The following is a 24,523-nucleotide window of genomic DNA, read 5'->3' on the forward strand; positions in this document are numbered from 1 at the left end:
TTTTTTGGACATTTATCGCCTCAAAGAGCGCTTAATTCTTCTTCATCGTCATTTTCGTTTACAAAGACACCGATGTCCACACCCTTTTCTTTATATACCCTTTACTAGTCAAATTTCGGCGCCGGGGTGCCCGTCAAAGGACGCCGTGAATACGCCCATGTAGGCTCTATGACAGCATCCATGCTGCCAAAGCCTTTGCCGAACCCCCAGGCGCCTCCATACGCTAATACCGAAATTTGAAGTGCGTTAGGTATACTCAAAAAATGGTTAGCTTTATGAAGGTATAGGGTGTGGCTAGCGAGGATGTCGGCAACAGGGAGTGCCGCCGTCGAGCCTACATGAACGTATCCATGGCGTCCTGTCGGGCGAGTGAGCGCACCGTCGACAAAGCGCATGGTTTCAAAACGATATTTATCAAGAACTCCTTCGCAAATGAAATGACATCAAACGGCAACGATTGTGCTTTATTGGCGATGCCATTCTATGACAAACCTTAAGGCAAAAAAAAGCCCGTGTTGAGTGATCAACACGGGCTTTAGGATAAGAGCCTGGCAATTCCCTACTTTCACATGGCAAACTGCCACACTATCATCGGCGCTAAGCGGTTTCACTGCCGAGTTCGGGATGGGATCGGGTGGGACACGCTCGCTATGGTCACCAGGCAAACTGGTTACAGCAGGTTCAACGCTAAGCCGTAAGGAATAAGTTGGTATTCTTTAACTCACTCGATACGCTCTCGGCTTCTTGCTTTGAGCCTACTCAAAACTCTTTACTTCAGGTGTTTTCGGTTTTATCAGGGTTTTCGGTCTCTGCCGCTTAGCCTTTCGCCTTGCGCCTTTTACCTTGCTCTTTTCACCTGTTTTTTTGGAAATCTGTACACGTTTTTCGCTCTCTCGCTTTAGCGATTGTCGGCCGTTGTATAACACTCTGGTTTTCAAACCGATTGGGTGTTATATGGTCAAGCCTCACGGGCAATTAGTATCAGTTAGCTTCATGTGTTACCACACTTCCACACCTGACCTATCAACCTGATCGTCTCTCAGGGCCCTTCAGGGGACTCATGGTCCCAGTGAGATCTCATCTTGGGAGAGGCTTCCCGCTTAGATGCTTTCAGCGGTTATCCCGTCCGAACATAGCTACCCGGCAATGCCATTGGCATGACAACCGGAACACCAGAGGTTCGTCCACTCCGGTCCTCTCGTACTAGGAGCAGCTTCCCTCAAATCTCAAACGCCCACGGCAGATAGGGACCGAACTGTCTCACGACGTTCTGAACCCAGCTCGCGTACCACTTTAAATGGCGAACAGCCATACCCTTAGGACCTGCTTCAGCCCTAGGATGTGATGAGCCGACATCGAGGTGCCAAACACCGCCGTCGATATGAACTCTTGGGCGGTATCAGCCTGTTATCCCCGGAGTACCTTTTATCCGTTGAGCGATGGCCCTTCCATTCAGAACCACCGGATCACTAAGACCTACTTTCGTACCTGCTCGACTTGTCCGTCTCGCAGTCAAGCGTGCTTTTGCCTTTACACTCATCGCATGATTTCCGACCATGCTGAGCACACCTTCGTGCTCCTCCGTTACTCTTTGGGAGGAGACCGCCCCAGTCAAACTACCCACCAGACACTGTCCCCAATCCAGATTATGGACCTAGGTTAGAACTTCAAACATACCAGGGTGGTATTTCAAGGTTGGCTCCACACCAACTGGCGTTGATGCTTCACAGCCTCCCACCTATCCTACACAAATAGGTTCAAAGTCCAGTGTCAAGCTATAGTAAAGGTTCACGGGGTCTTTCCGTCTAGCCGCGGGTACACTGCATCTTCACAGCGATTTCAATTTCACTGAGTCTCGGGTGGAGACAGTGTGGCCATCGTTACGCCATTCGTGCAGGTCGGAACTTACCCGACAAGGAATTTCGCTACCTTAGGACCGTTATAGTTACGGCCGCCGTTTACCGGGGCTTCGATCAAGAGCTTCTCCGAAGATAACCCCATCAATTAACCTTCCGGCACCGGGCAGGCGTCACACCCTATACGTCCACTTTCGTGTTTGCAGAGTGCTATGTTTTTGCTAAACAGTCGCAGCCACCAGTTTAATGCTACCCTCTTGGGCTCCATCCGCAAGGGACTTCACCTACCAAGGGCGTACCTTCTCCCGAAGTTACGGTACCATTTTGCCTAGTTCCTTCACCCGAGTTCTCTCAAGCGCCTTAGAATTCTCATCCCACCCACCTGTGTCGGTTTAGGGTACGGCCGCAGATAACCTGAAGCTTAGAGGTTTTTCTTGGAAGCAGGGCATCAATCACTTCGTCTCCCCAAGGGGACACTCGTCATCACGTCTCAGAATTATGGAACCGGATTTGCCTAATTCCACTCCCTACTCGCTTAAACTGCCTATTCCAACAGACAGCTGACCTAGCCTTCTCCGTCACCCCATCGCAGTTACCTCCGGTACAGGAATATTAACCTGTTTTCCATCGACTACGCCTTTCGGCCTCGCCTTAGGTGCCGACTAACCCTGCGTCGATTAGCGTTGCGCAGGAAACCTTGGGTTTTCGGCGTGGGGGTTTTTCACCCCCATTATCGTTACTCATGTCAGCATTCGCACTTCTGATACCTCCAGCCGACTTCTCAATCGACCTTCGCAGGCGTACAGAACGCTCCTCTACCACCTTACTTACGTAAGATCCGTAGCTTCGGTACTATGCTTAGCCCCGGTGAATCTTCCGCGCAAGCCGACTCGACCAGTGAGCTATTACGCTTTCTTTAAAGGATGGCTGCTTCTAAGCCAACCTCCTGGCTGTCTGGGCCTTCTCACATCGTTTCCCACTGAGCATAGATTTGGGGACCTTAGCTGACGGTCTGGGCTGTTTCCCTTTTCACGACGGACCTTATCACCCGCCGTGTGTCTCCCGTGCTCGCACTTGTTGGTATTCGGAGTTTGCATCGGGTTGGTAAGTCGAGATGACCCCCTAGCCGAAACAGTGCTCTACCCCCAACAGTGATACACGAGGCGCTACCTAAATAGCTTTCGAGGAGAACCAGCTATCTCCGAGCTTGATTAGCCTTTCACTCCGATCCACAACTCATCCGAATCCTTTTCAACGGATCCCGGTTCGGCCCTCCAGTTAGTATTACCCAACCTTCAGCCTGGTCATGGATAGATCGCCCGGTTTCGGGTCTAATCCCAGCGACTATGACGCCCTATTCAGACTCGCTTTCGCTACGCCTCCCCTATTCGGTTAAGCTTGCCACTGAGATTAAGTCGCTGACCCATTATACAAAAGGTACGCAGTCACCCATCCGAAGACAGGCTCCTACTGCTTGTACGCATACGGTTTCAGGTTCTATTTCACTCCCCTCTCCGGGGTTCTTTTCGCCTTTCCCTCACGGTACTGGTTCACTATCGGTCGATAAGGAGTATTTAGCCTTGGAGGATGGTCCCCCCATATTCAGACAAGGTTTCACGTGCCCCGTCCTACTCGTTTTCACACTCAGCAAATTTTCGTATACGCGGCTATCACGCTGTATCGCCAGACTTTCCAGACTGTTCTACTAATTTGCTCAATGCTTAAGGGCTGCTCCCCGTTCGCTCGCCGCTACTAAGGGAATCTCGGTTGATTTCTTTTCCTCCGGGTACTTAGATGTTTCAGTTCCCCGGGTTCGCCTCCTTAAGCTATGTATTCACTTAAGGATAATCAGGTTGTCCTGATTGGGTTGCCCCATTCGGAAATCCGCGGATCAAAGTTAGTTTGCAAACTCCCCGCGGCTTATCGCATGCTACTACGTCCTTCCTCGCCTCTTATCGCCTAGGCATCCACCGTATGCGCTTATTCACTTGACCATATAACCCCAATAAGTCTGACGTTATACGGATCAGCTGACATTTTCGCTTTCTGCTTGAGAACTCATTCAGTTCACGTTCGGTTCCGCCTATTTTAATCGCTCCCCTTGCCTTTCGACACGGGCGCTTCTAAACTCGACTTCTCCGTCTGTGTACATGAACTTGTTATTTGTATCTTCTTAGTTTAAATTGCTTTAAACGCTGAATTTACAGTGTACAGATTTCCAAATTGTTAAAGAGCTATTACTGACGTTGTTGTTTCGTCACCAATGCTATACAGTCTTTTCGGGTGTTCGCCGTTAAAACTGTATAGCATTGGTGGAGCCAGGGAGGATCGAACTCCCGACCTCCTGCGTGCAAGGCAGGCGCTCTCCCAGCTGAGCTATGGCCCCTTGGGGGGTCGTGCAAACCAGGCAGTGCTAGCTTGACGGGTGGTCCTTCCGCTTCCAGGCTTGCGCCGCGTTGGTGGGCCTGGGAGGATTTGAACCTCCGACCTCACCCTTATCAGGGGTGCGCTCTAACCAACTGAGCTACAGGCCCAGGCTCGTGACGTCTTCGATCAAAATAATTTGTTGTGGGTACTTATGACGAACGCTTGCTGTCTTTGTAAGGAGGTGATCCAGCCCCAGGTTCCCCTAGGGCTACCTTGTTACGACTTCACCCCAGTCATGAATCACAAAGTGGTAAGCGCCCTCCCGAAGGTTAAACTACCTACTTCTTTTGCAACCCACTCCCATGGTGTGACGGGCGGTGTGTACAAGGCCCGGGAACGTATTCACCGCGACATTCTGATTCGCGATTACTAGCGATTCCGACTTCATGCAGTCGAGTTGCAGACTGCAATCCGGACTAGGACCGGCTTTCTGGGATTTGCTTACTCTCGCAAGTTCGCTGCCCTCTGTACCGGCCATTGTAGCACGTGTGTAGCCCTACCCATAAGGGCCATGATGACTTGACGTCGTCCCCACCTTCCTCCGGTTTATCACCGGCAGTCTCCCTAGAGTTCCCAGCTTGACCTGTTGGCAACTAAGGATAAGGGTTGCGCTCGTTACGGGACTTAACCCAACATCTCACGACACGAGCTGACGACAGCCATGCAGCACCTGTCTCAGAGTTCCCGAAGGCACTCCACTATCTCTAACAGATTCTCTGGATGTCAAGGGTAGGTAAGGTTCTTCGCGTTGCATCGAATTAAACCACATGCTCCACCGCTTGTGCGGGCCCCCGTCAATTCATTTGAGTTTTAACCTTGCGGCCGTACTCCCCAGGCGGTCAACTTAATGCGTTAGCTGCACCACTAAGTCTCAATAAAGACCCAACGGCTAGTTGACATCGTTTACGGCGTGGACTACCAGGGTATCTAATCCTGTTTGCTACCCACGCTTTCGTACCTCAGCGTCAGTTTTAGGCCAGAGAGCCGCCTTCGCCACTGGTGTTCCTTCCGATCTCTACGCATTTCACCGCTACACCGGAAATTCCACTCTCCTCTCCTAAACTCTAGCTGCCCAGTATCAAATGCCGTTCCCAGGTTAAGCCCGGGGCTTTCACATCTGACTTAAACAGCCGCCTACGCACGCTTTACGCCCAGTAATTCCGATTAACGCTCGCACCCTCCGTATTACCGCGGCTGCTGGCACGGAGTTAGCCGGTGCTTCTTCTATAGGTAATGTCAAGGCATCGGGTATTCGCCAACGCTTTTTCCTCCCTATTGAAAGTGCTTTACAACCCTCAGGCCTTCTTCACACACGCGGTATTGCTGGATCAGGCTTGCGCCCATTGTCCAATATTCCCCACTGCTGCCTCCCGTAGGAGTCTGGGCCGTGTCTCAGTCCCAGTGTGGCTGATCGTCCTCTCAGACCAGCTATGGATCGTCGCCTTGGTAGGCCTTTACCCTACCAACTAGCTAATCCAACGCAGGCTCATCTGATAGCGCGAGGTCCGAAGATCCCCCGCTTTCCCCCTCAGGGCGTATGCGGTATTAGCGTGAGTTTCCCCACGTTGTCCCCCACTACCAGGCAGATTCCTACGCGTTACTCACCCGTCCGCCACTCGTCGGCTCCCGAAGGACCGTTACCGTTCGACTTGCATGTGTTAAGCATACCGCCAGCGTTCAATCTGAGCCATGATCAAACTCTTCAGTTTAATATGGTTTGTGACTAAATAAGATCAGTCACCAATCTTGGCTCGACTAAGAATTAAACGTAATCTACTTGAATTAACGTGTTGTTCTTGCGTCGAATAGCTTTAACCGCTAAGCTACCCGCCACAAGCACCCACACAAATTATTTTGATCTGCTTGTTAAAGAGCTGGAAGACTTTCTCTCCCGTTGAGCCCGCCTATTATACAGAGGCAAAACTCAATGTCAAACTTTATTTTTTTATTTAACTGTTTAGTTAAATAAATCTTTCATTGGTGCCCAGGGGCAGAATCGAACTGCCGACACGAGGATTTTCAGTCCTCTGCTCTACCGACTGAGCTACCTAGGCGCACCGTGAAAGAGCGCGTATTAAACAGGATTCTTAATTTTGAGTCAAGCTTGTTTTGATCTTTTTTCTCCGATGACTAATTTTTCCCTTTAAATCAACCTGATGACCTCTGAAAGTTTTCCGAAGCAAACTCCACCTAACACACTCTGCGTATACGCGCGGGAATTGATTAGCAAAAACCAACAATAGAGACAAACCACAACCACTGCACCCAGCCTGCTTTTTGCTCTTAATAAAAAACGCACCAAATCCTGACAAGAAGCATACAACATCATCCCAAGCGTCGAGCAAAACCAAACAGACACAATCCATTTATACTTTATTATATGAATATCCAAATTTTAGCTCTCAAATCAAACCCGCAGGAATCTAATTAACTTATACTTTCGCTTTACGCCTATTGAAATTTCAAGAGTGCAACCCATATTTTGTATTATATCCATGACAACGATTCAGATTCTTTTCCTTATATGGAATAAGACAGGTAGAATTGCCATACTTTAATAACTATAGACTGGAAATTAGAAGTGAACTTCAGAGGAACAACCATTCTTTCCGTCCGACGCGGCGATAAAGTTGTCATTGGCGGTGACGGCCAGGTCACGCTTGGCAACACTGTGATGAAAGGCAACGCACGCAAAGTTCGACGCTTATATCACGATAAAGTTATTGCGGGTTTCGCCGGAGCCACGGCCGATGCATTTACCTTATTTGAGCATTTTGAAGGCAAGCTGGAAAAACATCGAGGCAATTTAACTCGCGCAGCCGTGGAAATGGCTAAGGATTGGCGTACCGATCGCGCTTTGCGCAGGCTTGAAGCCTTGCTTACTATTGCGGACGCGAAGTCCTCTTTGATCATATCAGGCACCGGAGATGTCATTGAACCGGAACACGACCTCATTGCTATCGGCTCAGGAGGACCTTATGCTCAATCAGCGGCCCGGGCTTTGTTAGAAAACACTCAACTTAGTGCGCGTGAAATTGTTGAACGCTCTCTCAATATAGCTGCAGACATATGCATTTATACGAACCATAACTTGCGTATTGAAGAACTCGACGCCGAACCTAAAGAGCAGACCGAATGAGCCAAATGACACCAAGAGAAATTGTCCACGAACTGGATAAACACATCATAGGACAAGCTAATGCTAAGCGAGCTGTCGCAATCGCGCTACGTAATCGCTGGCGTCGCAGTCTAGTTAGCGGCATTCTACGCGATGAAATCACTCCGAAAAACATCCTGATGATTGGCCCCACCGGCGTCGGCAAAACCGAAATCGCCAGACGCTTAGCCAAACTTGCGAACGCGCCATTCATAAAGATAGAAGCCACTAAATTTACCGAAGTGGGCTATGTGGGTCGCGACGTTGAATCGATCATTCGCGATCTCGTCGATACCGCGGTAAAAATGACTCGCCAAGAAGAGATGGATAAGGTTCAAAACAGGGCAGCCGATGCTGCTGAAGAATCAGTACTCGACATCTTATTACCGAGCGCTAGTGGTGGCATGCTTTCCGAAACTGAGTCGTCCACGCGTCAAAAAATGCGCAAAAAGCTACGTGAAGGAGAGCTGGACGATAAGGAAATTGAAATCGATGTCCGCATAGCCCCGCTCGGCGTTGAAATCATGGCTCCTCCCGGCATGGAAGAAATGACCAGTCAATTACAAGGGATGTTTCAAAATCTCAGTAGCAGCCGAAAAAGCACTCGTAAATTGAAAATCAAGGATGCCTTGAAAGCCCTGCAAGAAGAAGAAGCCGCCAAACTGGTTAATGAAGAAGATATCAAGCTACGCGCGGTTGACGCAGTGGAACAAAACGGTATAGTTTTCTTAGACGAAATCGATAAAATTTGTAAACGTTCCGAAATGAGTAGCGGTGGCGGAGAGGTTTCCCGCGAGGGTGTTCAACGCGATTTGTTGCCACTGGTCGAAGGCAGCACGGTCAGCACAAAATATGGCACAATCAAAACCGATCATATTTTATTCATTGCCTCAGGCGCCTTTCATTTAACCAAACCATCGGACCTCATCCCAGAACTGCAGGGCCGCTTTCCTATCCGAGTTGAGCTCGACGCCCTAACCGCCGATGACTTTGTTCGTATCCTAACAGAACCGGACGCCTCATTGACCGAGCAATATCAAGCCTTATTAGCTACCGAAGGTGTATTGTTAAATTTCTCTCAAGACGGCATTCAACGCATTGCCGAACTTGGCTGGCAAGTCAATGAAACAACGGAAAACATTGGCGCAAGAAGATTGCATACCCTATTGGAGCGCTTACTGGAGGAAATATCGTTTAACGCACCGGATTTAACCGAGCAATCGATCACGATTGACGCCGGCTATGTCGACGCACATCTAGCCGAGTTAGCTCAGGATGAAGACTTAAGCCGATACATACTCTAAACTTATGCGCCTGATCGTACAAGAAATCGACACAACACCAACCGAAATCAAGCTACACCAGAATTCACGAATTTTGGAAATTAGTTTCGACGACGGACAAACCTTTTCGTTGCCTTATGAATACCTTCGCGTCTACACCCCTTCGGCGGAAGCGATAGGCCATGGACCCGGACAAGAAATATTACAAATAGGCAAAGAAAACGTCACCATCAACGAACTTAAACCGGTCGGCAATTACGCGGTAACCCCGTTTTTTAGCGACGGTCATAACAGTGGCATTTACACTTGGCCGCTACTTTATAAATTAGGCTCGGAATACAAGGAGCTATGGGCTGCATACTTGGATAAACTCGAAACGGCGGGACAACCCCATCATCAGTAACCCACTCTATATCGTGCGAGTCATGCTCGATGACAAGGCGGCAATTCGGCTGTAGCTTTTGTCGACTAAACTCCTCGTCTTCGGAACAACAGCCTTGCTTTCGGCTAAATTCGATCACTAATTAGCGCCTAACCGGATACAATCATGACAAACGAAAACACAACTCATTTCGGCTTTAAACAAGTCGCTAAGGAAGAAAAAGTTCAAATGGTCCGGGGTGTATTTGACTCCGTGGCCGGCAAATACGATATCATGAACGATTTAATGTCGTTCGGCATTCATCGCGTTTGGAAACGCATAGCCGTACAACTCAGCAACGTCCGTAGCGGTGAAAGTGTACTTGACCTGGCCGGCGGCACCGGCGACCTGACAATGCTCTTCGAAAAACGCGTCGGCAAAAAAGGGCAGGTAGTCCTCGCAGACATCAACGCAGAAATGCTGCGTAATGGTCGCGATCGCCTGATCGACCACGGCATCATCGGCAACATTCGCTTCGCGCAAGTCAATGCGGAATGCCTACCTTTCGAGGACAACTCCTTCGACTGTGTTTGTATCGGCTTTGGGCTCCGCAACGTTACCGACAAAGACGCTGCATTAAGATCGATGTATCGCGTGTTAAAACCGGGCGGAAGGGTCATCGTGCTGGAATTTTCCCACCCGACCGACAAATTGACCGAAAAGGTTTACGACTTTTATTCATTCAACTTGATGCCTAAAATCGGAAAGTTCGTTGCAAAGGACGAAGAGAGCTACCGGTATTTAGCCGAATCGATCCGCATGCATCCGAAACAAGACGACCTCAAAAAAATGATGGAAAACGCAGGCCTTGAACGCTGCGAATATTTTAATTTAACGCAAGGCATCGTGGCGGTACATAGAGGCTATAAAATCTAATAATGCCTCCCCAATTTACCGACGACTCGCTCATGACCGTAAAACCCCTACTGCTTAGCGTATTCGAAGCCGCCTTGAATCGCTTCGTCGCACTTGACCGCGATGCTAGTTATTTACTGGCTCCGCTAACCGGCAAAGTGATCGGCATTACCCTCCGGCCATTCAATGAAACACTCTATCTTTGCCCTTCGGAAACCGCTATTCAGGTCTTAGACGACTACCCGACCCCGGCCGACACGTTATTGACCGGCACAGCACTAGCATTCGGCGCAAAAGGCTTGGGAAGCACATTATTCAACGACTTGATCGAAATCAGCGGTGATAATGAAGTCGGGAATGCATTCATTAACCTTTTCGAAAAGATAGATATCGACCTCGAAGAAATACTATCGCGTTATACCGGCGATATCATTGCTCATCGCATAGGCCGATTCTTTCGTACCGGCCAAAGTTGGACCGGCGACATACTCGAAAGCTTCCGGCTCAACCTAACGGAATTTCTTCAGGAGGAAGCTCGAGACTTACCCGCAAAACCAGAGACCGATATTTTCTACCGTAAAATCAGCGACCTGCAAACCGATCTTGACCGATTACAAAGCCGTCTAGAAAATCTTGAGATTACCCATACCGAACAGCCTTAACCCTATATACAAACCAACCCCTTTGATCCATCCACGACAATATTACTACAAGGTAACTCAGTGATCCGCCCAAAAATATTGCTGCGCCTGATTCATATCAACTGGGTCCTGGTCTTCCACGGCCTTGATGAAATTGTCCTAAAAACGCATTTATTCCGGCCAATTCGGTATTTAGTCTTTTTATCGCCTACCTTTTGGCTACGGCGCGGAACAGAATCACGCGGCGTCAGAATTCGTCGTGCACTCGAAGATTTAGGCCCCATCTATGTAAAATTCGGACAAGCCTTATCCACCCGTAAGGACCTACTCCCTGAAGATATCGCGGATGAACTGGTCAAGTTGCAAGACAAGGTTCCTCCGTTTTCCAGTAGTATTGCCCGTGCAATTATCGAAAAAGAATTGGGAATACCGATCAGCGAGGCTTTCGCCGAATTCGACGACGAACCGCTAGCGTCGGCCTCGGTCGCACAAGTGCATACTGCCGTGTTAAATAACGGTGAACAGGTCATCGTCAAGGTATTACGACCCGACATCGAACAGCGCATCCGGTCCGATGTCGGCTTGCTATACGAATTAGCTCGCTTTGCCGAACGCTTTTGGAGCGATGCCCGACGATTAAGGCCTCGGGAAGTTGTTATGGAATTCGAGAAATCGACACTAGATGAACTCGACTTAGTCAGAGAAGCCGCCAACGCCGCTAAGCTGCGCCGTAATTTCGAACACTCGGAAATGATTTATGTGCCGGAAGTACATTGGCCGTTGACTCGCCAAAAAGTCATGGTCATGGAACGCATCAAAGGCATACCGGTCGGCAACATCGAACAATTGCGAGCCGGCAATGCCGACTTCAAACTGCTTGCCGAACGCGGCGTCGAAATTTTTTTCACGCAAGTCTTTCGCGATAATTTTTTTCATGCCGACATGCATCCCGGCAATATTTTCGTCGAACTCCCTGCCAAATATCTCGCTGTCGATTTCGGCATCGTCGGCACGCTGTCGGAATCCGATCAGCGCTACTTGGCTGAAAACTTTCTAGCCTTTTTCAATCGGGATTACCGCCGCGTTGCGCAAATGCATGTCGAATCAGGCTGGGTTCCCGGAACGACGCGTGTCGAAGACTTTGAATCGGCAATCCGAAGTGTTTGCGAACCGATTTTCGAAAAACCGCTCAAGGATATCTCTTTCGGACACTTATTGCTGCGTTTGTTTCAAACCGCCCGGCGCTTCGACATGCATGTTCAACCACAACTGGTGCTACTGCAAAAAACCCTGCTTAATATTGAAGGACTCGGCCGCCAACTTTATCCTGAACTAGATTTATGGCAAACCGCGAAACCATTTCTGGAAAAATGGTTTCACGAACGTCTAGGCCCGAAAGCCAAAATACAAAAAGCCTTGCAACAGTTTCCCGAACTCGCAGAGCAATTCCCGGAAATCCCGGCACTGGTTATCAAGGCATTGAACGACGCAGGTCATGCCCGCGCGCAAATGGATCAACAAAACCGCGAATTGCATTTATTACGCAAACAAATCGAACGTAACCAAAATACCACATTGACTACGATTTTGATCGGCGCGGCAATGATAGGCGCTGCTATTTTGCTACAATAATACAACTTTAGATCACGCGACTAATTTGCCATATTCATCTCGGAGCAGTGTGGATTTTTGCTCCGTGCAATATCCGCATTCACCTTGCAACTAAACTCCATAGGTCATTAGCTATGAATCGAAATCATCCATAATTTAGGCGCGAAGGCCTCGGCGTCCTTTGACGAGCTTACAGCGCATAAATTTGATTAGGAATATGCACAAAGTAACTTATACAAGTAGTAGGCTTTGTGGCGGTTTGGTGACTCGCTTGACAGGGCGCCGTGAATACGTCCATGTAGGCTTGACGGCGGCTATCCCTGCCGCCGACACCTGTCAATCGAGCCACCAAACCCCCTCCAACAGTTGTCTAAGTTATTTCATGCTCGTTCCTTAGCTACATTTTAAACCCTATCTCAACTCAGCATCAGGAGCCAAACATATGTCGATAAAAAAAATGGTCGATCTGGACTTATCAAGTAAACGCGTATTGATTCGTGAAGACTTAAATGTCCCCATCAAAAACGGGAAAGTGGCTAGCGACATCCGCATACAAGCCAGCCTGCCCACTATTAAACACGCCTTATCAGCCGGTGCCGCAGTCATTCTGATGTCGCACTTAGGCCGTCCCGAAGAAGGCGTTTACAGCGAAGAAGCCTCGATGAAACCGGTTGCCGAACATTTGCAAGGCTTACTTGGCAGCCCCGTACGCCTAGAAAAAGACTGGATCGACGGTATCGAAATACAGCCGGGTGAAGTGGTTTTATGCGAAAACGTACGCTTCAATAAAGGCGAAGGGAAAAACAGCGAAGAGCTTGGCAAAAAAATGGCTGCCCTATGCGATATTTTTGTAATGGACGCATTCGGCACCGCACATCGAGCCCAAGCGTCCACGCACAGCGTTGCGCAATTTGCACCGATCGCTTGCGCCGGCCCCTTATTAGCTAAAGAATTGGACGCCTTAGGCAAAGCATTGGAAAGCCCAGACCGGCCTCTGGTCGCAATCGTAGGCGGCTCGAAGGTTTCGACCAAGCTCACCGTACTCGAATCCCTATCGCAAAAAGTCGACCGACTCATCGTCGGTGGCGGTATTGCCAATACCTTTATTGCTGCCGCCGGATTTCCGGTAGGAAAATCCCTTTATGAAGCCGATTTAATCGATGAAGCAAACCGATTGATGGATCAAGCCAAACGTAACGGAGCTGAAATCCCGGTGCCGGTCGATGTGGTTTGCGCAAAAGAGTTTTCGGAAAACGCCGCCGCAACAGTCAAAAAAGTCGCCGATGTTCAAGACGACGATTTGATTATGGATATCGGCCCTGAAACTGCCGCGCTTTATGCCGACATTTTAAAATCGGCCGGCACAATCGTGTGGAACGGTCCGGTCGGGGTTTTCGAATTCGATCAATTCGGTGGCGGCACCGAAGCCCTATCCAAAGCCATTGCCGACAGCAGTGGCTTTTCAATTGCCGGCGGTGGTGATACGCTAGCGGCAATCGACAAATATGGCATCGAAGAAAAAGTATCCTATGCTTCGACCGGCGGCGGCGCTTTTCTTGAATTTTTGGAGGGCAAAGAATTACCGGCCGTAGCCGTTTTAAAACAACGCGCCTGAGAAAATCCGTATCATCCGATAACACTACGAGGCAACGAGCCCGGTAAAAAGCTTATCGCATCTTCGGAATTACCGCCCGCTTAAGCTTAACACCATTGCCTCAGGCACTCGCGACTGTTACAAACCGTTCGTAATTTGAACTGCAAAAGAGTTATTAGAGTCTTTTATTGAAACGCTGATTTAATCAGCGTTTCCTTTTATAATGGATGCCCTTTTCATCCGGCCCAAAGGGCCGATATTTATTGTTTCACAGGATCACTATGGCCAGAGTCACTATCGAAGACTGTCTTGAGCACGTCGAAAACCGTTTTAAACTGGTGTTGTTAGCAAGTAAACGCGCCCGCCAATTAAGCAAGAATGCGGAAGAATTTGTCCCGCGCGGCAAGGACAAAGACACAGTACTTGCTTTACGCGAAATTGCTGCAGGTCATGTCAATGCCGACAACATCAATCTGCTGCATCGTACCGGTGACGACACCGAAGCCGATTTAACATTCTAAATAAAGCCATGTTACAACTAGCTGACAGTCTCGAACTCGAACGCCCTCAGGATAAACTGATCCGGCGTTTATGCTCGACTCTGGAAAGCTATATGGATCAAGCCCAAATCAACGATATCTGTAGGGCCTATCAGTATGGCGCGGAGGCGCATGCCGGCCAATTCCGAAAGAGCGGAGAAGCTTACATTTGCCACCCTATCGCCGTGGCCATTAGCCTGGCGGAAATGCGCATGGATGCGAAAGGTATCATGGCAGCGCTACTGCATGATGTCATCGAAGACACGCACGTCAGCAAGGAAGACCTCGGCCGCTTGTTTAGCATGGAAGTGGCCGAACTGGTAGACGGCGTTACAAAGCTGAGCAAAATCGACAGTAAATCGCGCGCTGAAGCTCAAGCGGAAAATGTCCGAAAAATGTTTTTGGCCATGACTAAAGATTTGCGTGTCATCATGGTCAAACTAGCCGACCGTCTGCATAACATGCAAACCTTAGGCTCGATGCCACCCGAAAAAAAACGCCGCATCGCGCGCGAAACACTCGATATTTATGCCCCCATCGCTAACCGGCTGGGCATGAATCATATCCGCCATCAACTGGAATCCCTCGGATTTAAAGCCTTATACCCCGGTCGACATGCGGTCTTAAAAAATGCCGTCAAAAAAGCTCGAGGGAATCGAAGAGAAATCGTCGAAATCATCCAGAATTCGATTAAAAACCGCCTACGCGAAGCCGGCTTGGAATGCGAAGTCGAAGGGCGTGAAAAGAATCTTTATAGCATTTATCAAAAAATGCTGAACAAAAAAATATCCTTTGCCGACGTGTTCGACGTTTATGCCTTTAGAATTCTTTGCGATCAGCCCGACACCTGCTATCGCGCACTGGGCATCGTACATAATCTGTATAATCCGGTCCCCGGACGATTCAAGGATTATATCGCACTATCCAAGGCCAATGGCTACCAGTCTCTGCATACCATATTGATCGGCCCTTACGGCGTCCCTATTGAAATTCAAATCAGAACTCATGAAATGCACCGAATGTCGGAATCGGGCATTGCCGCGCATTGGCTTTATAAATCCGATAGCGATAAAGCGGATAGCGAAAAAACCGAGCATGCCCAAGCCCGAGCTAATGAATGGCTGCGCGAATTACTGGAGATTCACAAGTCGGCCGGTAACTCCATGGAGTTTATCGACAATCTCAAAATCGATCTTTACCCCCAAGAAGTCTTCGTATTCACGCCTCAAGGCGGTATTATCAAATTGCCACGCGGAGCAACGATCGTCGACTTCGCTTATGCGGTACATACCGATATCGGCAATTCCTGCGTCTCGGCTCGGGTCGATAAACAACTGGTGCCGTTGCAAACGCAACTCGAAAACGGCTTAACCGTCGAAGTCATCACCACATCTTGGGCTCGCCCCAATCCGCTCTGGTTAAACTATGTCGTCACCGCGAAGGCTCGCAGCAGCATCCGCGCCTATCTGAAGAACTTTAAACAACAAGAAGCGATCAACCTCGGACGCCGCCTCCTGGAAAAGGAATTACAAGGCATGAACTTACAATTGGACACCATTCCATCGGAACGCGTGAACAAACTTTTGGAGGTGTTGTCGGTCAACTCGATGGACGCCTTACTCGAAGACATTGGACTCGGTAATAAAATGCCGTTTTTGGTCGCCAAACGCTTGAGTCAAGACGACATCTCGTCGGCGGTTAGACTCGACGATAACGAACAAGGCGTCAACAGCCCGCTAATTATCAAAGGCACAGAAGGCATGGTCGTCACACTGGCCAAATGTTGTCGCCCGATACCGGGCGATTCGATCGTCGGTTTTTTCAACCCCGGACGCGGCATCGTCGTTCATCATCATGAATGCAGAAACAGCAGCGATTCAAGAAAAAAACAAACCGGTTGGCTGGATGTCGAATGGAGCAAGGATACCAGTGGAGAATTTCCGGCTGAAATTCGCATCGAGATACTCAATCAACGAGGAACGCTCGCGACTATCGCTGCAACCATTTCAGAAATGGATTCGAATATCGAAAACGTCACGGTAGTCGATCAGGACGACCGAGTCTCGGTCGATTTGATCACACTCACCGTTAAAGATCGAGTTCATTTAGCCAATATTATGAGGCGCCTGAAAAAATTGACGATCGTTCTAAAGATTACGCGAGTCAAGGCCTAGATAAAAACTCAAACTAAAATCCTACTCATGAACAAAAAAATCATCCATACCCAGGACGCGCCACAAGCCATCGGCACTTATTCACAGGCCGTTAAGGTCGACAATACCGTTTACTTATCCGGTCAAATCCCCTTGAACCCTAAAACCATGGACGTTGTCTCGGAAGACATTCGTAACCAAATCACCCAAGTGTTCCATAACTTGAAAGCGGTCGCATTAGCGGCTGGCGGCGATTTAACGGATATCGTCAAATTGAATGTTTATTTAACCGACCTCTCCAATTTCCCAATTGTCAACGAAGTCATGGGCGAATTCATCAGCGAACCCTACCCGGCCCGTGCCGCGATCGGAGTCGCTGCATTACCGAAAGGTGTTGGCGTAGAAATTGACGCGGTCATGCATTTACGTAACGAACTCTATCCGGCATAAAACCGACACTCTACGATGGACCGTACCGATCCGCTTGATCAATCGGTCGCTTCATTGGGCGGCATCGGCAAGCAAACGGCAAGCAAGCTAGAAAAGCTGGGCATCCGAACCTGTCAGGATCTTATCTTCCACCTCCCCCACCGCTATGAGGATAGAACTCGAATCCAAGCAATTGGCGCCCTAAAACCGGGGGTGACCGCCTTGATCAAAGGCAAGATTGAATTAACCGACACGCTGCTGCGCGGCCGTAAAAGTCTGATTTGCCGAATCGGCGACGGTACAGGCTTCATTAATCTGCGTTTTTTTCATTTTAGCGCCGCACAACTGACACAGTTGAGCCCGGGAACCTGCATCAGTTGTTTCGCGGAAGTCCGGCACGGCTATGCGGGCTTGGAAATGATCCATCCCGACTATAAAATCCTTAGCAACCCGAAACAATCCGTCACCGAAGACACCTTGAGGCCGGTTTATCCGCTGACCGAAGGTTTAAGCCAATCCTTACTTAGGAAAGCAATCAAACAAGCGCTAAACCTGCACCTTAAAAACTTGACCGATTGGTTACCGGAATCGCTTTTACAGCGTTTCAATTATCCTACGCTGATCGAGGCAATCAACTTCCTGCATGCCCCAAGCGAACAGACGACCGCCGAGACATTACTCCAAAACGATAATCCGGCGCGAAAACGCTTAGCCTTTGAAGAACTTCTCAGTCATCACCTCAGCTTGAGAGTCGTCCGTGAACAAGCCCGCGAACAACTCGCTCCTCCTTTTTCTATTGACGAGACGACCCGGCGGCATTTTCTGAAATCGCTGCCATTCCAATTGACCGGTGCGCAACAACGCGTCATCACTGAAATCGAAGCCGATTGTAGTCGACAACAACCCATGTTACGCCTGGTACAAGGCGATGTCGGCTCCGGTAAAACCGTCGTTTCGGCATACGCCGCCTTACTCGCGTTGGCAGCGGGATATCAAGTCGCGGTCATGGCACCGACCGAATTGTTGGCCGAACAACATTTTCGAAATTTTAGCGCCTGGTTCGAGCGATTTCAGACTCAAATCATCTTCTTGACCGGGCAAATCAAAGGCAATACCCGAAAGACCACGCTCGAAACGCTCGAAGATGGCTCTGCCGGCATCGTGATAGGCACACACGCACTGTTTCAAGAATCCGTCACCTTTAAAAAGCTGGGACTGATCGTCATCGACGAACAGCACCGCTTCGGCGTGCATCAACGTATGGCGCTCAGAGACAAGGGGCGTAACGCCGGCATTCGTCCGCATCAGCTGGTCATGACCGCCACGCCGATCCCGCGAACCTTGGCTATGCTACAATACTCGGACCTCGATATCTCGATCATCGACGAATTACCGCCCGGCAGAAAGCCCATCGTCACCAGCGTCATCCCCTCCGAACGCCGCGAAGAGGTCATCGCCCGTATCGGCCACTGGGTCGCTCACAAACGGCAAGCCTACTGGGTCTGCACCTTGATCGAAGAATCCGAGGCCTTACAATGCGAAGCCGCCGAAAAAACCGCTGAACTACTCACCCAAGTATTACCGGACATTCGCATTGGACTAGTACACGGACGCATGAAAGCCGCCGACAAGGATGCCGTGATGCAAGACTTTAAGAGCCACCGAATCGATCTTTTAGTCGCGACCACCGTCATCGAAGTTGGCGTGGATGTTCCTAACGCCGGACTCATGATCATCGAAAATCCGGAACGCTTGGGCCTATCTCAACTTCACCAGCTACGAGGACGGGTCGGCCGGGGCAAAGACGATAGTTATTGTTTGCTACTCTATCAATCCCCTCTCTCCGACACGGCGAGACATCGGCTCGGTATTCTAAGAGACACAAACGACGGCTTTATGATTGCCGAAAAAGACCTGGAACTACGCGGACCGGGCGAAGTCATGGGCACCCGGCAAACCGGGCAAATGCAATTTAAAATCGCCGATTTGGATCGAGACACGGATCTACTGGATAATATCCCAACGATTGCCGAATCGCTGCTACACCATTCCCCCGATGCCGTTCAACCGTTAATCAAACGCTGGCTCGGAGAAACCGTCAATTATGCCGAGGTATGATACGCTTGCCGATTAAAAGCCTTTTATTAACACAAGAACCGAACTGGATCGTCAGTCGCCCCGGAGAGCACCATACGATTCCGCTGTCAGCGCAATCCTGGATCTACGAGCCCGGATCGATCACGCAACGATTGCGCAGCTACTACGGCGATGCCGTCAAAGTAAAAATACTACTCAATTGCCGGCGCCTGCCTTTTTTGAGCGAGCGCGAACGGCTCAATCTCAATCCGGGACGTTACACCTTAACCCGCGAGGTGTTATTACATGCCGACGGCAGGCCGCTAGTCTTAGCTCGTACGCTGATTCCAGAAAAAACAATCAAAGCCGCTCGGCGGAACCTAGCCCACCTTGGCACTAAACCATTGGGAGAAGTGATTTTTTCTTATCCTAAGTTAGCCAGACTGGAAATGGATTTCGCGCTTATCGCCCCCCCGCTTTGGACGCCCTTTGCCGTCAACGAAGCCCATATCGAACAACCGCTTTGGGCAAGAAGAACCGTATACGCCATCCGCCAAAAACCGCTACTGGTAAACGAGTTTTTTTTGCCTGAGGTTTTTAACTTGCTTTAAATCAGAATTCAGCGCCGGCGGATGTTGCATGAACCTTCACCGCCAAGCGCCGAATTTTAAACGTAAGCGCTAGAACTAGTTAGCGCTTACCGAATAGATTAGGACTTTTCGGTTGGGCTTTTTTTTGCAGACAATGGTATGCGGCGCTTTCGAATTTAATCCTAAGAGACTGCGTATTTTTATTTTCTTTGACGAATAGCTCGGCTTCCTTAGCCGTCAAATCCTTGAGCAGATAAGTCGCGATACACATGCAAGGTTCGGCAAAACGTTTTCTGTCGAGTTCTTTATTGACTGAATTCTTAACTTCCCTTTCCACACATTGATCGGCAAATTGGTGTTCGAATTGATGCTTGACCAAATCGCTGACTTCGCTCCCATGCGCGTGATCAAACTTGACATGAGCTTTGGTTTTGACGGGCTCCGAAGGCCTCGAAGAAGACTTATCGTCCGAGCATCCGGCGATCAAAAAAAAGCCCGTCAACAAGACGCCCCACACTAGACTAATATTTTTTATATAATGCATTGTTTTGATAATAGTTTTAAAGTTTAGATACTTAAGGCCAAACGAAACAATAATATGATGATTTCATGTCTTTGTATACCCTAGTACAATAGGAGTCGAAACCATCAGTCCTTTACAAGTATATATTTCGCACTTCAAATTTCGGCATTGTCGGAGGAGGCCTTGGGGTGCTAGGTAAAGGCTTTGCCAGCATGGAGCTGGCATAGAGCCTACATGGAAGTATTTACGGCGTCCTTTGACGGGTACCCCAAGGCCGAATTTTCATCTACGATGGTTATACTTTGACCCGCTCTAATTCAAAAAAAATCATGACCCATTCAAACGATCTATTCTCCGCAGCAAAACAAGTCATTCCCGGCGGCGTCAATTCGCCGGTTAGATCATTCGGCGGCGTCGGCGGCACACCGGTTTTCATCGACCATGCTTCCGGCCCTTATATTTTCGATAGCGAAAACAAGCGTTACATCGATTATGTCGGCTCCTGGGGACCACTGATTCTAGGACACGCCCATCCTGAAGTGATCGCTGCCGTCACTGAAACCGCCCAAAAAGGTCTTAGCTTCGGTGCGCCGACCGAAATTGAAACCCGCATTGCTCAAGCCGTTTGCGAACTGATGCCGTCGATCGAGTTGGTTAGAATGGTTAGCTCCGGCACCGAAGCGACAATGAGCGCGATTCGCTTAGCCCGCGGCTTCACCGGACGCGACAAAATCGTTAAATTCGAAGGTTGTTATCACGGCCATTCCGACTCGCTCTTGGTCAAGGCCGGCTCGGGAGCACTAACATTCGGAGTACCGAGTTCGCCGGGCGTTCCTGCGGCCCTGGCGGAAAATACGATCACGTTAACCTACAACGATAACGAATCTGTCGTCGAGTTATTCAAAAAAATCGGCGACAGCATCGCTTGCATCATCGTCGAACCGGTCGCCGGCAATATGAATTGCATCCCGCCGGTTTCCGGTTTTCTCGAAACGCTACGCCAAGTCTGCGACGAATCCGGCGCGCTATTGATTTTCGATGAAGTAATGACCGGATTCCGTGTAGGATTGCATGGCGCACAAGGGGTTTACAACATCACGCCCGACCTGACCACGCTCGGTAAAGTCATCGGCGGTGGCATGCCGGTCGGCGCTTTTGGCGGCAAACGACAAGTCATGGAATATCTCGCACCGATCGGTCCGGTTTACCAAGCCGGTACACTCTCGGGCAACCCGGTCGCCATGGCCGCGGGACTGAAAACACTCGAGCTGATTGCGAAACCGGACTTCTACGAAATTTTAACCGAGAAAACGACCCGTTTCGTCAATGGCATGAAAGACCGCGCCAGCCAAGCAGGAATACCCCTTTCAAGCAATGTCGTCGGAGGCATGTTCGGCTTGTTTTTCAGCGAAGACAAGCAAATCACTTCGTTTGCACAAGTCGCTCAATGCGATCAAGACCGTTTCAAACGCTTTTTCCACTCAATGCTCGACAATGGTGTTTATCTGGCTCCGTCGGCCTTCGAAGCCGGTTTCGTTTCAGCCGCGCATAGTGACGAGATCATCGATGAAACGCTGGATATCGCGGCAAAAGTGTTCAAGACTTTATAAACACGCGGATTAAGCCCATCGTTCATCGTAGATCAAATTTCGGCACGTCAATACCTTCTCCCTTTGGGAGAAGGTTAGGATGAGGGAGATAAAAAGCTGAAACTTGATGCGTGTGTACTATAAACCTAACGTTCATGAAGGCCCGGCAAATGAAAGCGCGTGGCGTTGGTGGAGGGTGCGATCACTCGCCCGACAGTACGCCGTAAATACGTCCATGTAGGCTCGACGGCGGCTGTCAGATTGCCAGGGATGGCATGAATGCAGATTTTGCATTACGCCATGGATGGCGTGTATTAGGGCAATGCAGGAGCAATTGCCGAGGAGCAAAAATCTGCCTTGCCGCCGACGCCTGTCGGTCGAGCAACCGCACCCTCTCAGGAACCGGCATTGCCAGAACGGAGTTTTGTATATCGAAAAATTAGATAAGGAGTCCGAATCTACGAACTTTCACAGTAAAGTCGGTAGTTTAACCATAAAGCACATGCAGTATATTAGTTAAATTCAATAGGTTGCTTTAGCACCCCACTAATTTTTCGGGTGAACGAAAGTTTTACACAAACGGGTAAGAAGCTATTCTTCATCACCTTCATGGTGAAATGCTTTAATTAGGATCAACCAATTCGAGTTCTTTAATGCGCGATGACAAGGAGATGATATGAAACCGGACAGCCTCTCGATCAAAAAACGCTATGACCGACTAGCGCCTTATTTCGACAGCCTTGAAGCCGTCATGGAAGGCTTATTTTTCAAAAAATGGCGCAAACGCTTATGGGCCAAAGCCGAAGGCGAGCATATTCTTGAAATTGGCGTCGGCACCGGTAAAAACTTCGATTATTATCCGCATGGCGCTCGGATAACCGCAATCGACTTCAGCGGCAAAATGCTAGATATCGCAAGACACAAAAAAAACCGAAAACAGATCGATGTCGATCTTCATGTAATGGATGTCGAATCGCTTGAATTTGCCGACAATTGTTTCGATACCGTGATTGCCTCTTTCGTATTTTGCTCGGTACCCTCGCCCAGAAAAGGGCTCAAAGAATTGCATCGAGTCTTAAAACCGGGCGGACAAATCGTGCTGCTCGAACACGTTTTAAGCTCAAGACCTTTGCTTGCTCGCTTGATGAATCTATTGAACCCGTTGACGGTTTCATTGCTCGGCGCAAACATCAATCGGCAAACGATCAAAAACGTACAAGCCTCCGGCTTCAGTTCGATTCATGTCGACTCAAGCAGCGGCGACATTATTAAACTAATACAAGCGCGAAAATAAACTCGATCGACGAACAACTCTCGTTTGCCCGATCAGTTCTTCATGACATGCAACGAATAAACCCCGTTGTCAAAATCGTCAAAATAGTAATCTACCATCGGATTATGAATGCGCTGCTTGTTCTGACTGACCATCAAATTGCATTCCGCGACATAGGTTTGGTGACTGGCATTATCGACCAAGACATGATACCAAGGTTGATTCTTTGCGGGTCGACTGCGCGCGACTTTTTCGTACCATTCTTCGCCGCCGCGAAACTCGAAATCGACATCGTAGATAACCCCACGGTAATTAAACAATTTATGATGAACGATCTGCCCTAAAAAATATTTTGCTTCTTTCATAACCCGTCTCTTCAAGCCAAGCAGCTCTTATAAACCTTTCGCACTTCAAATTTTGGCAGTCCCTAAAGCGCCGCCGGGGTGCTCGGCAAAGGCTTTGCCAGCATGGATGTATTCACGGCGTCCTTTGACGGGCCCCGGTGCCGAATTTTGATCTACGATGAGTATATCTAAACTTGCCGCCACATCCGCGCAAAGTCCGACTTCAATAAAAGAATATCATAATCATCACAAACACCCTAAACCGCCGAAAATGCATAAACCGAGAATTGCTGAAAAATTCTAAAGTTTTTCGCTACGAACTGGACGAATTAGTTAAAATACCCGCAATTCCCAATTTGGAGATCAAAAAGGGTGTGGGGTATGCTTGGCGAGGATGTCGGCAGCAGGGAGCTGCCGCCAAGCCCCCATGGATGGGTTTACGGCGTTCCTCGACAGGCATACCCCACACCCTAAAATCGGCGAAACTGCTCAAACTGGGAATTGCTGTTAAAATACAGCCCATTACATTATTTCGATTAAACGACGTGAAGCCTCAGATAAAAAATCTTGTTCAAACCCGCATTCCAACCCGTTACGGCGAATTTGTTCTACATTACTACAGCAACAACATCGACACTAAGGAGCATGTAGCCTTCGTAAAGGGCTCAATCGCAAACCAAAGCCGAATTCCGGTTCGCATCCATTCCGAATGCTTTACCGGCGACGTTCTCGGTTCGCGACGTTGCGACTGCGGCGAACAGCTCGACAAGGCACTGCAGATTATCAGCAACGCGGGGCAAGGCGTGTTGATTTATTTACGCCAAGAGGGGCGCGGTATCGGGTTATTGAAAAAACTGCAGGCTTATAACTTACAAGACCAAGGCATGGATACGGTCGATGCCAACATTCATTTAGGTCATTTGGACGACGAGCGCGACTATACTTTCGCCGCGTTAATGCTACAAGACTTAGGCGTCGATTCGATCCAATTGATTACCAATAACCCGAGAAAAATCGATGCATTGACTCAACTCGGCATCAAAGTCGAGGATCGCATCCCGATCGAATCGGTTTTCCATAACGACAACCGCGCTTACTTGACCACCAAAGTCGAAAAAATGAGTCACTTGTTAACCCTGCCGAATGAAGACAAAAACTAATC

17 protein-coding genes, 3 tRNA genes and 3 rRNA genes are annotated in these 24,523 nt (G+C 49.1%); 15 read left to right on the plus strand and 8 right to left on the minus strand.

The window, feature by feature from the left end; genetic code table 11:
* Nucleotides 1–546: 546 nt before the first annotated feature.
* The 6 genes from rrf to EQU24_RS18860 form a co-directional block, all read right to left on the minus strand.
* Nucleotides 547–662 (minus strand): 5S ribosomal RNA (rrf, locus tag EQU24_RS18835).
* A 292-nt stretch (nucleotides 663–954) separates the two neighbouring features.
* Nucleotides 955–3,850 (minus strand): 23S ribosomal RNA (locus tag EQU24_RS18840).
* Between the two features lie 316 nt (nucleotides 3,851–4,166).
* Nucleotides 4,167–4,242 (minus strand) — tRNA-Ala (locus tag EQU24_RS18845).
* 71 nt (nucleotides 4,243–4,313) lie between these two features.
* A tRNA-Ile gene (locus EQU24_RS18850) sits at nucleotides 4,314–4,390 on the minus strand.
* Between the two features lie 67 nt (nucleotides 4,391–4,457).
* Nucleotides 4,458–5,992 (minus strand): 16S ribosomal RNA (locus tag EQU24_RS18855).
* Together the 16S, 23S and 5S rRNA genes with 3 tRNA genes alongside form the textbook arrangement of a ribosomal RNA operon.
* Nucleotides 5,993–6,261: 269 nt before the next feature.
* Nucleotides 6,262–6,337 (minus strand) — tRNA-Phe (locus EQU24_RS18860).
* Nucleotides 6,338–6,864: 527 nt separating this feature from the next.
* Here EQU24_RS18860 and hslV point away from each other — a divergent pair.
* The 12 genes from hslV (at nucleotide 6,865) to EQU24_RS18920 (ending at nucleotide 19,653) form a co-directional block, all read left to right on the plus strand.
* Nucleotides 6,865–7,422, plus strand: a complete 558-nt coding sequence (gene hslV / locus EQU24_RS18865; protein ID WP_017842075.1) for an ATP-dependent protease subunit HslV — start codon at nucleotides 6,865–6,867, stop codon at nucleotides 7,420–7,422.
* Nucleotides 7,419–8,744, plus strand: a complete 1,326-nt coding sequence (gene hslU, locus EQU24_RS18870; RefSeq protein WP_017842074.1) for an ATP-dependent protease ATPase subunit HslU — start codon at nucleotides 7,419–7,421, stop codon at nucleotides 8,742–8,744. The genes hslV and hslU overlap by 4 nt, the downstream gene beginning before the upstream one ends.
* Nucleotides 8,745–8,748: 4 nt before the next feature.
* Nucleotides 8,749–9,126: a gamma-butyrobetaine hydroxylase family protein gene (locus tag EQU24_RS18875; RefSeq protein ID WP_017842073.1), complete on the plus strand. Its 378-nt coding sequence runs from the start codon at nucleotides 8,749–8,751 to the stop codon at nucleotides 9,124–9,126.
* 144 nt (nucleotides 9,127–9,270) lie between these two features.
* A complete protein-coding gene (gene ubiE / locus EQU24_RS18880) occupies nucleotides 9,271–10,020 on the plus strand; it encodes a bifunctional demethylmenaquinone methyltransferase/2-methoxy-6-polyprenyl-1,4-benzoquinol methylase UbiE (protein ID WP_017842072.1) in 750 nt (249 codons plus the stop codon).
* A 32-nt stretch (nucleotides 10,021–10,052) separates the two neighbouring features.
* Nucleotides 10,053–10,661, plus strand: a complete 609-nt coding sequence (locus tag EQU24_RS18885) for a ubiquinone biosynthesis accessory factor UbiJ (RefSeq protein WP_040575874.1) — start codon at nucleotides 10,053–10,055, stop codon at nucleotides 10,659–10,661.
* Between the two features lie 60 nt (nucleotides 10,662–10,721).
* A complete protein-coding gene (gene ubiB, locus EQU24_RS18890) occupies nucleotides 10,722–12,272 on the plus strand; it encodes a ubiquinone biosynthesis regulatory protein kinase UbiB (protein ID WP_014149961.1) in 1,551 nt (516 codons plus the stop codon).
* A 421-nt stretch (nucleotides 12,273–12,693) separates the two neighbouring features.
* Nucleotides 12,694–13,866, plus strand: coding sequence for a phosphoglycerate kinase (locus EQU24_RS18895; protein ID WP_017842070.1), 1,173 nt, complete (start codon nucleotides 12,694–12,696; stop codon nucleotides 13,864–13,866).
* Between the two features lie 260 nt (nucleotides 13,867–14,126).
* On the plus strand, nucleotides 14,127–14,366 hold the full coding sequence (gene rpoZ / locus EQU24_RS18900; RefSeq protein WP_017842069.1) for a DNA-directed RNA polymerase subunit omega: 240 nt from the start codon (nucleotides 14,127–14,129) through the stop codon (nucleotides 14,364–14,366).
* An 8-nt stretch (nucleotides 14,367–14,374) separates the two neighbouring features.
* Entirely contained in the window at nucleotides 14,375–16,558 is a 2,184-nt protein-coding gene (locus EQU24_RS18905; protein WP_017842068.1) for a RelA/SpoT family protein, read from the plus strand.
* Nucleotides 16,559–16,585: 27 nt separating this feature from the next.
* Nucleotides 16,586–16,987: a RidA family protein gene (locus EQU24_RS18910; RefSeq protein WP_017842067.1), complete on the plus strand. Its 402-nt coding sequence runs from the start codon at nucleotides 16,586–16,588 to the stop codon at nucleotides 16,985–16,987.
* A gap of 15 nt (nucleotides 16,988–17,002) precedes the next feature.
* Nucleotides 17,003–19,084, plus strand: a complete 2,082-nt coding sequence (recG, locus tag EQU24_RS18915) for an ATP-dependent DNA helicase RecG (protein ID WP_017842066.1) — start codon at nucleotides 17,003–17,005, stop codon at nucleotides 19,082–19,084.
* Nucleotides 19,081–19,653 carry a chorismate--pyruvate lyase family protein gene (locus EQU24_RS18920; protein ID WP_017842065.1) on the plus strand — a complete coding sequence of 191 codons (573 nt, stop codon included), beginning with the start codon at nucleotides 19,081–19,083 and terminating at the stop codon, nucleotides 19,651–19,653. Before recG ends, EQU24_RS18920 begins: the two co-directional genes overlap by 4 nt.
* 79 nt (nucleotides 19,654–19,732) lie before the next feature.
* Here EQU24_RS18920 and EQU24_RS18925 read toward each other — a convergent pair whose 3' ends face one another.
* Nucleotides 19,733–20,176, minus strand: a complete 444-nt coding sequence (locus EQU24_RS18925) for a hypothetical protein (RefSeq protein WP_014149968.1) — start codon at nucleotides 20,174–20,176, stop codon at nucleotides 19,733–19,735.
* Between the two features lie 308 nt (nucleotides 20,177–20,484).
* On the opposite strand from EQU24_RS18925, the gene hemL reads away from it, so the two are divergent.
* Both hemL and EQU24_RS18935 read left to right on the plus strand, forming a co-directional pair.
* Nucleotides 20,485–21,765, plus strand: coding sequence for a glutamate-1-semialdehyde 2,1-aminomutase (gene hemL / locus EQU24_RS18930; protein ID WP_017842064.1), 1,281 nt, complete (start codon nucleotides 20,485–20,487; stop codon nucleotides 21,763–21,765).
* A gap of 655 nt (nucleotides 21,766–22,420) precedes the next feature.
* A complete protein-coding gene (locus EQU24_RS18935) occupies nucleotides 22,421–23,038 on the plus strand; it encodes a class I SAM-dependent methyltransferase (RefSeq protein WP_017842063.1) in 618 nt (205 codons plus the stop codon).
* A gap of 32 nt (nucleotides 23,039–23,070) precedes the next feature.
* Here the strand turns inward: EQU24_RS18935 and hspQ are convergent, their stop codons facing one another.
* Nucleotides 23,071–23,382: a heat shock protein HspQ gene (gene hspQ, locus EQU24_RS18940; RefSeq protein WP_017842062.1), complete on the minus strand. Its 312-nt coding sequence runs from the start codon at nucleotides 23,380–23,382 to the stop codon at nucleotides 23,071–23,073.
* A gap of 524 nt (nucleotides 23,383–23,906) precedes the next feature.
* On the opposite strand from hspQ, the gene ribA reads away from it, so the two are divergent.
* Entirely contained in the window at nucleotides 23,907–24,521 is a 615-nt protein-coding gene (ribA, locus tag EQU24_RS18945) for a GTP cyclohydrolase II (RefSeq protein WP_083877788.1), read from the plus strand.
* Nucleotides 24,522–24,523 lie beyond the last annotated feature (2 nt).

The sequence above is a fragment of the Methylotuvimicrobium buryatense genome (assembly GCF_005931095.1).
Classification (GTDB): domain Bacteria; phylum Pseudomonadota; class Gammaproteobacteria; order Methylococcales; family Methylomonadaceae; genus Methylotuvimicrobium; species Methylotuvimicrobium buryatense.

Excerpts from the sequence above, each read along its gene's own strand:
- hslU (WP_017842074.1), top strand. The coding sequence starts at position 7,419 with ATGAGCCAAATGACACCAAGAGAAATTGTCCACGAACTGGATAAACAC.
- EQU24_RS18875 (WP_017842073.1), top strand. The coding sequence starts at position 8,749 with ATGCGCCTGATCGTACAAGAAATCGACACAACACCAACCGAAATCAAG.
- ubiE (WP_017842072.1), top strand. The coding sequence starts at position 9,271 with ATGACAAACGAAAACACAACTCATTTCGGCTTTAAACAAGTCGCTAAG.
- EQU24_RS18885 (WP_040575874.1), top strand. The coding sequence starts at position 10,053 with ATGACCGTAAAACCCCTACTGCTTAGCGTATTCGAAGCCGCCTTGAAT.
- EQU24_RS18895 (WP_017842070.1), top strand. The coding sequence starts at position 12,694 with ATGTCGATAAAAAAAATGGTCGATCTGGACTTATCAAGTAAACGCGTA.
- rpoZ (WP_017842069.1), top strand. The coding sequence starts at position 14,127 with ATGGCCAGAGTCACTATCGAAGACTGTCTTGAGCACGTCGAAAACCGT.
- EQU24_RS18905 (WP_017842068.1), top strand. The coding sequence starts at position 14,375 with ATGTTACAACTAGCTGACAGTCTCGAACTCGAACGCCCTCAGGATAAA.
- EQU24_RS18910 (WP_017842067.1), top strand. The coding sequence starts at position 16,586 with ATGAACAAAAAAATCATCCATACCCAGGACGCGCCACAAGCCATCGGC.
- recG (WP_017842066.1), top strand. The coding sequence starts at position 17,003 with ATGGACCGTACCGATCCGCTTGATCAATCGGTCGCTTCATTGGGCGGC.
- EQU24_RS18920 (WP_017842065.1), top strand. The coding sequence starts at position 19,081 with ATGATACGCTTGCCGATTAAAAGCCTTTTATTAACACAAGAACCGAAC.
- EQU24_RS18925 (WP_014149968.1), bottom strand. The coding sequence starts at position 20,176 with ATGCATTATATAAAAAATATTAGTCTAGTGTGGGGCGTCTTGTTGACG.
- hemL (WP_017842064.1), top strand. The coding sequence starts at position 20,485 with ATGACCCATTCAAACGATCTATTCTCCGCAGCAAAACAAGTCATTCCC.
- EQU24_RS18935 (WP_017842063.1), top strand. The coding sequence starts at position 22,421 with ATGAAACCGGACAGCCTCTCGATCAAAAAACGCTATGACCGACTAGCG.
- hspQ (WP_017842062.1), bottom strand. The coding sequence starts at position 23,382 with ATGAAAGAAGCAAAATATTTTTTAGGGCAGATCGTTCATCATAAATTG.